This window comes from Actinoplanes oryzae, assembly GCF_030757795.1.
Classification (GTDB): Bacteria; Actinomycetota; Actinomycetes; order Mycobacteriales; family Micromonosporaceae; genus Actinoplanes.
In genome coordinates this window covers 97,674-106,499 of record NZ_JAUQWH010000007.1, presented here as the reverse complement: position 1 = coordinate 106,499, position 8,826 = coordinate 97,674, and the positions used below count along the sequence as shown (strand labels likewise).

General features: G+C 72.6%; 6 protein-coding genes. All 6 read right to left on the bottom strand.

The features are described 5' to 3' along the window. Positions 1-461, bottom strand: a 461-nt coding sequence (locus RBH18_RS04600; RefSeq protein WP_372338859.1) for an ABC transporter permease, incomplete at its 3' end; no start/stop codon positions are given. Beyond that, a complete protein-coding gene (locus RBH18_RS04595; RefSeq protein WP_306204643.1) occupies positions 458-1,945 on the bottom strand; it encodes a sugar ABC transporter ATP-binding protein in 1,488 nt (495 codons plus the stop codon). The genes RBH18_RS04600 and RBH18_RS04595, both read right to left, overlap by 4 nt. Then, a complete protein-coding gene (locus RBH18_RS04590; RefSeq protein ID WP_306204642.1) occupies positions 1,942-4,269 on the bottom strand; it encodes a hydantoinase B/oxoprolinase family protein in 2,328 nt (775 codons plus the stop codon). The genes RBH18_RS04595 and RBH18_RS04590 overlap by 4 nt, the downstream gene beginning before the upstream one ends. Before the next feature lie 11 nt (positions 4,270-4,280). Next, positions 4,281-6,383: a hydantoinase/oxoprolinase family protein gene (locus tag RBH18_RS04585; RefSeq protein WP_306204641.1), complete on the bottom strand. Its 2,103-nt coding sequence runs from the start codon at positions 6,381-6,383 to the stop codon at positions 4,281-4,283. A 20-nt stretch (positions 6,384-6,403) separates the two neighbouring features. After that, a complete protein-coding gene (locus tag RBH18_RS04580; RefSeq protein ID WP_306204640.1) occupies positions 6,404-8,035 on the bottom strand; it encodes an FAD-dependent monooxygenase in 1,632 nt (543 codons plus the stop codon). Then, the gene (locus RBH18_RS04575) at positions 8,032-8,799 is read right to left on the bottom strand and encodes an alpha/beta fold hydrolase (protein ID WP_306204639.1); all 768 of its coding nucleotides are present in this window, start codon (positions 8,797-8,799) and stop codon (positions 8,032-8,034) included. Before RBH18_RS04575 ends, RBH18_RS04580 begins: the two co-directional genes overlap by 4 nt. Positions 8,800-8,826 lie beyond the last annotated feature (27 nt).

The following is an 8,826-nucleotide window of genomic DNA, read 5'->3' as shown; positions in this document are numbered from 1 at the left end:
ACCGAGCTCATGCCGAGCGTGGTGATGAAGGAGCTGATCTTCGCCTTGACGATCAGCAGTCCGTTGAGCAGCCCGACGACGACGCCGGCGGCGAGCGTGCCCGCGATCGCGGTCCAGAGCCCGAGGTCCTGCTCGGCCAGCAGCCAGGCGACGACGATCGCGGCGAGGCCCAGCTGCGAGCCGATCGAGAGGTCGAAGGCGCCCGCGGCGAGCGGGACGACCAGGCCGACGGCCAGGATCGCGGTCAGCGCCTGGTCGGTGAGGATGATCCGGACCGTGTCGAGGGTGGGGAACGTGTCCGGCGCGAGGATCGAGAACAGCACGACCATCACGAGGAGGATGTAGATCGCGCTGATGTTGCGGAAGGCCAGGGCCCGGCGCAGGTCACGCCAGGCGTTGCGGGGGGCCGGGGTGCTGATCGCGGTCATGCGGTCGCGCTCTCCTGTGTCGGTGGCGGTCATGCGGGCACGCTCGCCCGCAGGATCCGGGACTCGGTCAGCTCGGCGCCGGTGAGTTCGGCGGTGACCACGCCATCGGCCAGCACGAGCACCCGGTCGCACAGCTCGGCGAGTTCCTTGGCCTCGGACGAGGCGACGAGTACGGCGGTTCCGCCGCCGGCCGTCTCGGCGATCAGCTGATGGATCGTCGCCTTGGCGCCGACGTCGACGCCCTGCGTGGGCTCCTCCAGCAGCAGCAGCCGCGGCCGCGTGCGCAGCCACTTGGCCAGGACGACCTTCTGCTGGTTGCCCCCGCTGAACTGGGACAGCTCCATGGCGGGCCGGGCCGGCAGGACCCCGCACGTGGCGAACCACGTCGCCGCCTCGCCGGCCTCGTGTCCCTTGCTGATCCGCCGCCAGCGGCTTTCGGTGCCCGGGACACGCACCGTCATCAGGTTCTCGGCGGCGGTCATCGTCATGACGGCGCCGTCGGCGTGCCGGTCGCCCGGCACGAACGCCGCACCGTGCCGGATCGCGGACCGCAGGTCTCCGGGCGCGAGCGGGTTGCCGGTCAGCTCGACGCTGCCGGCACTGCGCTGCCGCCCGCCGAAGATCATGGAGCACACCTCGTCGCGGCCGGAGCCGAGGATGCCGGCCAGCCCGACGATCTCCCCGGCGTGCACGGTGACGTCGAGTCCGGTGATCGAGCGTCCGGCCAGCCCGCGGACGCGCAGCACCGGGTCGCCGGCCGTGGCCGCCCGGCGCTCCAGCGTGCCGACCGCCTTGCCCGCGACCAGCTCGACCAGCCCGGCGTAGTCCACCTCGGCGCAGGGCAGGTGGCCGGCGACCTGACCGTTGCGCAACGCCAGCACGGTGTCGGCGACGCCGAGGACCTCGTCCAGCCGGTGCGAGATGAACAGCACCCCGGCCCCGCGCTCGGCCACCCGCCGCACCACCGCCATCAGCCGGTCGACCTCCGCGCCGTGCAGCGCGGCGGTCGGCTCGTCGAGCACCAGCAGCATGGTGCGGCCGGAGTCCCAGCCGCGCAGGGCGCGCGCGATCGCGACGATCGTCCGCTCGGCCGGCGAGAGTTCCTGAACCAGCGCGTCGACGTCGATGTCGACACCGAACTGCGCGGTCAGTTCGCGGGCCAGCCGCCGCTCGGCCGCGGTGCGTAACGGCAGCCACGCCCGCCCGCTGCGCCCGCCGCCGAGCCCGAGGTTCTCCCGGGTCGACAGGGTCTCGACCAGGCCGAGGTCCTGGTGGATGAACCGCAGCTCGGTCGGCTCGCCGGACCCGGCGCGCAGGTCGATGACGCCGTGGTCGGCGGTGTGGAAGCCGGCCAGGATCTTCACCAGCGTCGACTTGCCGGATCCGTTGTGCCCGACCACCGCGAGCACCTCACCGGCGTGGATGGTGAGGCCCACGGAGTCCAGGGCCCGGGTCGCGCCGAAGGACTTGGTCAGCCCCTCGACGCGCAGCAGCTCCCGGCCCGGCCCGGTCGTCATGCGAACGACCGGAGCGCGTCGGTGGGCAGCGGGTGGTCGACCGGCACGACACGGGAGTAGACCGCGGTCACGCAGGACGGGCAGAACAGCTGCCGGAAGACCACTTCGGTGTCGGTGTAGGCCGACGGGTCGGTCCAGATGTGCGGGCCCGCCTCGCCCAGCGGGGCGTCCCGCTGGGCGAGCTGCCGCAAGTACGCCCCGTCGGTCAGCGGCCCGAGCAGCTCGCCGCAGTGGACGCAGGCGACCGTGCGGCCGCCGTCCGTGTCCACCACTGCGAGGTTGTCGTCGAGCCGGCGGGCGTCGTCGAGCGCCGGCTGCCCGGGCAGCGGAGCGACGGCGTCGGCGGCCAGACCGGCCCCGGCGGCGCGCCGGCTGCGCAGCTCCCGCCGGGCCTGCTCGGTGGCCTCGGCATCGATCTCGAAACCGGGATCCAGCACGACCCCGTAGACGTCGCGGGCGGCGCCGGGGGAGACCCGGAACTGTTCGACGTCCGCGCGGACACTGGCGGCCGGGCGCAGCAGCGGGTCGCCGTAGCCGCCGCCCGCCTGCCAGTGCAGGTAGAGCGCGTCGCCGCGGCCCAGCACGGACTCGCCCTCGCACGGCAGCACTTCCACCTCGCCGCCGAGTTCGTCGAGCCCGGACGGGATGCTCCGGGCGCCGGCCAGCTGCGGCACGTCGATGCCGCGGACGACCAGATCGAGCTGCGAGTTGCCGGGATAGCCGCCGGCCAGGCCGACGTTCTGATTCGCCACCTTCCCGGTGCCCGACACCACCAGGGACATCGGCGCGGACTGGTCGGGGTGCTGCACGTAGCAGACCGATCCGCTCATCCCGCCCCGTTGCCGGCCGGGGCCGCCCGAATCGGTCTGCTCGCGCCGCCAGAGCGCGACCAGTGGATAGAGGTACTCGGTCATCTCCACGTCGGGGGCCCGGGCCGCGGGGATGATCAGTCGCCCGCCGGTGTCCACGCCGTCGTGGTGGACCTGGGCGCCGTACCCGCCGGCCATCACGTCGAAGATCGGCGACACGAAGCCCTTGCGACTGCCGCCGCGCACGTCGACGCCCGAGACGACGCACAGGTCGGTGGTGCCGTTGCAGATCGACTGGACGTCGCGGCGGTGGTCCGGCTCGGCGTCGAGCATCTTCGCGAGCACCTCGGCGACCAGGTTGCCGGCGCCCCACGCCGGGCCGAACGGGCCCTTGCCGACCGCGGCCGGGAACGAGGCGTTGGTGATGGTGTGCTCGTCGGTGATGATCTCGAAGCACCGCATGAGACCGCCGGCGGCCCACGGGATGTCGCCGGCGAGCAACGGCAGCAGCGTGAACACGATGCCCGCGCGCAGACCGGGGTAGGGGCAGTTGATGATCCCGGTCTGCTCGGCGGTGCCGCGGAAGTCGAAGATCAGCTTGTCGTCCTGCTTGGTCATCGCCACGTGGATGGCGTGCAGGCCCCGGTCGCCGGTGCGGGACTGCTCCTGGTAGCCCACGGCCGACCAGGTGCCGTCGGGCAGTCCGGTGAGCTTGTCGCGCAGGCGGGTCTCGGCGTCGTTCATCATGCGCCGCATGACCGCCTTGACGGTGTCGGCGCCGTACTTGTGAATGAGGCGCAGGATGCCGTCGGCGGCGTTCTTGTTCGCCGCGATCTTGGCTCGCAGGTCGAGCCCGACCAGGTGCGGCAGGCGCGAGCGCCGGACCCAGGCGTCGGCCACGTCACGTTGCAGCACGCCGCCGCGGACCACCTTGATGGGCGGGGTCGGCACCGACTCGCCGAACACGTCGTCGGCCGAGGGGCTGAAGGACCCCGGCCGGGACCCGCCCAGATCCACCTGGTGGGCGATGGCGGTGGTCCAGCCGAACAGCCGTCCCTCGTGGAAGATCGGAGCCAGGATGGCCGCGTCGTTCTGGTGCAGGCCGCCGCCGATCCACGGGTCGTTGCAGAGGAACATGTCGCCCTCTTCGATGCCCGGGTTGTCGCTGCGGTGCTGCAGGGTCCAGAAGATGGCCAGGTCCATCGACCCGATCAGGCCGATGTTGTACGTACCCACCTGGACCTGCTCGCCGATCTCGTCGCAGATCGAGAAGTTGTAGTCGTTGGACTCGGTGACGACGTGCGAGCCCGACATCCGGCGCAGCGTCTCGCCCATCTCCTGGGTGATGGCCCACAGGCGGTGCCGGACCACCTCGTACGTCAGGGCGCTGACCGCACCGGCCTGGTCGTCGTCGATCTGGTGCAGGGCGAGGGCGGGCGAGATCCGCTCGAGGATCTCGGCGCGGGGCAGCGGGCGGCTGGTGAACGTCTCCGACCCGGGAATCGTGGTGCGCATGGCGGGGGTCCTCACTGGTAGCTCATGACGAGATTGCCGAGGCGGTCGACGCGGCCGAGAACGCCGTCCGGGATCACGACGACCGTGGTGGGCACGTCGACGACGGCCGGGCCGGGGATCTCGTGGCCGGCCCGGAGCAGCGCGTAGTCGTAGACGGGGGTCGGCACATAGCCGATCCGCGAGTCCAGGCAGACCGAGCGGGTCTCCTGAAGGGCCGCCGACGGGTCGGGGCCGGGCGCCTCGTCGATCTCCGGCAGCACCACCGGGAAACCGAGGCTCGCCTTGGCCCGCAGGCGGTACGTGATGGCCTGCACCCCGGCTTCGCGATAGCCGGCGCCGGAGCCGTTGATCCGCTCGTACTGCTGCTCGAAGCGGTCGAAGATCTCCTGGGCGGTCCCGTCGGTGAAGGGCCCGTCGGGCACCGGGACGGAGAGCTCGTAGACCTGCATCGAGTACCGCAGGTCGATCTCGCGGTGCAGGGTCACCTCGGAGAACTTGACCTTCTGCCGGTCGAGCGCCCGGTCGAGCTCGGCCCGCAGCCGGTCGAAGTGCGCCTCGAGCACCTCCCGGCCGACCGGGAACGCCGACGGGTCGGAATGCTCGACGCTGATCACGACGTCGGAGGCGGCCAGCCCGTACGCGGAGAAGGCCGAGGCGACCGGGCCCAGCGGCACCACCACCTCGCGTACCCCCAGGTCCTGGCAGTAACCGGCGCAGTGGGCGGGACCGGCGCCGCCGAAGGCGTAGGCGACGAAGTCGCGGGGGTCGTAGCCGGCCTGCACGACGGCCCGGCGCAGCAGATCGCCGGCCTGCGCGTTCTGCACCTCGTGGATCGCGATCGCCGCCTCCTCGACGGTGAGACCGAGCGGCTCGGCGACGTACGCGCGGATGGCCTGGCGGGCCAGGTGCTTCGACAACGGCTTGCGGCCGCCGAGCAGGCCGCGCTCGCCGAGGATGCCGAGGACGAGGTTGGCGTCGGTGTTGGTCGGCCGGGTGCCGCCGTTGCCGTAACAGGCCGGCCCGGGCACCGCCTCGGCGCTCTGCGGGCCCAGGCGCAGGTTGCCGCCGGCGTCGACCGACGCGAGCGCGCCGCCGCCCGAACCGATGGTGTGCACCTGGATGGTCGCGGCGTTGATCGGGAACTGGTTGACGATCGAGCCGGGGGCCATCACCGGTTCGCCGTCGACGATCAGCCCGGCCAGGAACGTGGTGCCGCCGACGTCGGTCGTGATGACGTTGCGGTGCCCGAGCTGGGCGGCCAGTCGCTGACCGCCGATCACGCCGCCGGACAGCACCGAGCCGACGGTCGTGATGGCGTGCTCGGGGGCGCGGTCGGCGGTGATCGTGCCGCCCTCGCTCTGCATGACCAGCAGCGGGCCCTTGAGGCCGCCGTCCTCGAGGTGCTGCTGCAGCGGCGTCAGGTACGTGCGCAGCCGGGGCCCGATCTGCGCGTTCATGATCGTGGTGGAGGTGCGGGCGAACTCGCGGATCCGCGGGCTCACGTCGGAGGAGAGCGTGACGTACATGTCCGGCGCGATCTCGTGGATCAGCTGCCGTACGCGCTGCTCGTGCTCCGGGTTCTTGAACGACCAGAGCAGGCTGACCGCGATCGCCTCGACGCCCTGCTCGACCAGGGTCCGCGCGGCCAGCCGGACTTCGTCCTCGTCGAGCGGGACGAGGACCCGGCCGGAGTAGTCGACGCGCTCGGTGACCTCCAGCGCCCGGTACTTCGGGATCAGCGGCGCCGGCTTGCGTTGCCGCAGCGTGTCCTGGATCTCGTGGGCGGAGCGGCCGAGCGTACGGCCCTCGGCGTTCATGATGTAGATCGAGTCGCGGTGGCCCTTGGTGGCGATCAGCCCGACGTCGGCCACCGTGCCCTGCACGAGCGCGTTGATCGAGGCCGTCGTGCCGTGCGCGATGAAGTCGGTCTGCGCGAGCAGCTCGCTCACCTCGATCCCGAGTTCGGCGGCGAGCTCCTCGATCGCGCGCATGACGCCGACCTCGCGCTGGGGCGGTGTCGTGTGCGTCTTGGCCGACACGATGCGGTCGACCCCGTCGGCGGCGACGGCGTCGGTGAAGGTGCCGCCGACGTCGATGCCCAGTGCGTATGCCATGTGGTTCTCTCCAGTTGCGGTCAGGACGCCGGGGAGGCGAGGCGGCGGCCGGTCACGGTCGCGAGGACGTCGTCCGGGCGGGCGTCGGTGGTTCCCATCCAGGCCACGTGCTGGTCGGGGCGGACGAGGATCAAGTCGGACGGGAAGCGGTCCGGCCACTGCGCGGGCAGGTCGAACACGGTGAGCGGGACGCCGAGCCCGGCCGCCGCCGCACGCCATTTCTCCGCGTCCACGTCACCGGTGCGGAGGAGGGTGAAGCCGGCGCCGAGAACGTCGAGGACGGAGCTTCCGTCCGGCAGCCAGACGTGCGGCAGCCGGAAGCCGGGCCGGGCCCGCGACTCGTAGGCGCCCATCTCGATCGCGGGCTGGTCCGCACCGCCGAGCACCAGCGGGGAGTGCGCGTAGTGGTAGCCGAAGCTGAACCCGTCGGGGGAGTAGCGGTGCGGCTCGGTCCGCGCCAGCCGCTGCGCGAGCTCGCGGCGGGCCCGGTCACCGTCCGCGCCCTCGGCGTGGATCTCGTCCGGAACCTCGGCCAGCGAGGCCTGCGCGGCCCGCCCCACCGCGCCGGCGAACTGGTCGCCGACCGGCTTGCGCTCCCTCTCGTACGCCTGCAGCAGCTCGGCCGGCGCCCAGCCCTGGTGGACCGCGGCGAGCATCCACCCGAGCGTGACGGCGTCCTGGATCCCGGTGTTCATCCCGAACCCGCCGACCGGGATCCAGATGTGCGCGGCGTCGCCGGCCAGGAAGACCCGGCCCCGCTGGTAGGTCGTCGCGACGAGTTGCCGCCCGGTCCAGCGGACCGTTCCCAGGACCTCGTGGTCGATCGGGCCTCCGACGGCCGCCGTGAGGAGCTTCTCGGGATCCTCCGTGCTGGTGTCGTGGTCCGGCGAGAAGGCGACGTGGTGCAGCCAGCGGTCCCCACCGTCGATGGCGATCAGCGAGGACTGCAGCCCGTCCGCGAAGGTCCAGTAGGTCCAGGCGCGGTCCCGCGCGGCGAGCCGGCCGAGCTCGGGCGAGCGTACGAACGTCGACACGAAGTTGCGGATCGCCTCGACCCCTTCGTAGCGGACGCCGAGGCCGCGGCGCACGACGCTGTGGGCGCCGTCGCAGCCGACGACGTAGTCACAGAGCAGGCTCCGGGTCTGGCCGCCGGACTCGACGACCGCCTCGACGTGGCCGGGGTGCTCGCGCAGCTCGACCAGGCGGCAGCCCCGCTCGAGGGTCAGTCCCGGGGTGCGGCGGGCGTGCTCCTCCAGGATCGGCTCGAGGAAGATCTGGGAGATCCGGTGCTGCGGCTCGGGGGTCGGCCAGTCCGCGCGTCCGATGCCGCTGAGCACGTCGTCGGACGACGGGAACGGCAGCCGGAAGAGCTCGGTGCCCCGCATCGTCGTGCGGTACTGCACGGAAGTCGGGTAGTGACCGGGCAGGCCGGCCCGTCGTACGTCGTCGGCCACCCCCAGCCGCCGGAAGATCTCCATGGAGCGGGCCGACGTCGTGTTGCACCGCGGGTTCACCGGCCGCTCCGTGCCGGCTTCGATGACCTGGCAGGGCACGCCGCGCCGGGCCAGGTCGAGCCCCAGGGTCAGCCCGGTCGGTCCGGCCCCGACCACCAGGACGCCGATCTTCTCGGGGTTGTCATTGGCACGATTCATGACAGGAGGAACCTTTCTACGTGCTCGCAGAACTCGGCCGGGCGATCGACGTGGATCCAGTGGCCGGCGCCGGCCACGACCTTTAGCCGAGCCTGCGGGAGGGCCGCCACCAGGCGCTTCGACACGTCGGGGGAGTTCACCCGGTCGCGCTCGCCGTGCAGGGCGAGGACCGGCCGGGTGACGGCGGCGAGGTCGGCCGGCGTGGTCCCGGCCGGGTCGGGGGCGAACATCGCGCGGAACGCCGCCTCCGCCCCGGGGCGCAGCGCCTGCTCGTAGCGGACGGCGGCGAGCTCGTCCAGCAGTTCCCTCTGGTCGTCCTCGTCGGCGACGAGGCGCCCCAGCGTCGCCCGCATGGAGTCGCGGGTCGGATCCTCGTAGAACGGCACGCGTGGCGGCAACGGTCCGGTGCCCGCGCCGCCCATGACGACGGCTCGGCCGACGCGGTCGGGGGCGGCCGCGATCAGGGCCAGGGCGGCCGCGCCGCCGGCGGCCGAGTTGCCCACCAGGTGGACCCGGCCCAGCTTTCCGCGGTCGAGGAGCCGCAGGACCTGGTCGCTGCGCGCCCGTGCCCACGCGGCCGGCCCCCGGGGCAGCCCGGCGGCGCCGGGGGCGATCTCGGAGCCGAAGCCGAGCAGGTCGGGGGTGAGGCAGTCGAAGTGCTCGGCGAGCCGGGGAAGCACCGTGCGCCAGTTTCCGGCCGCGTCGACTCCCGGCCCGCCGCCGTGCAGCAGCACCAGAGTCGGTTGAGTGGAGTTGACCCCCATGCGACCTCCTGTATGTAACGTACGCTA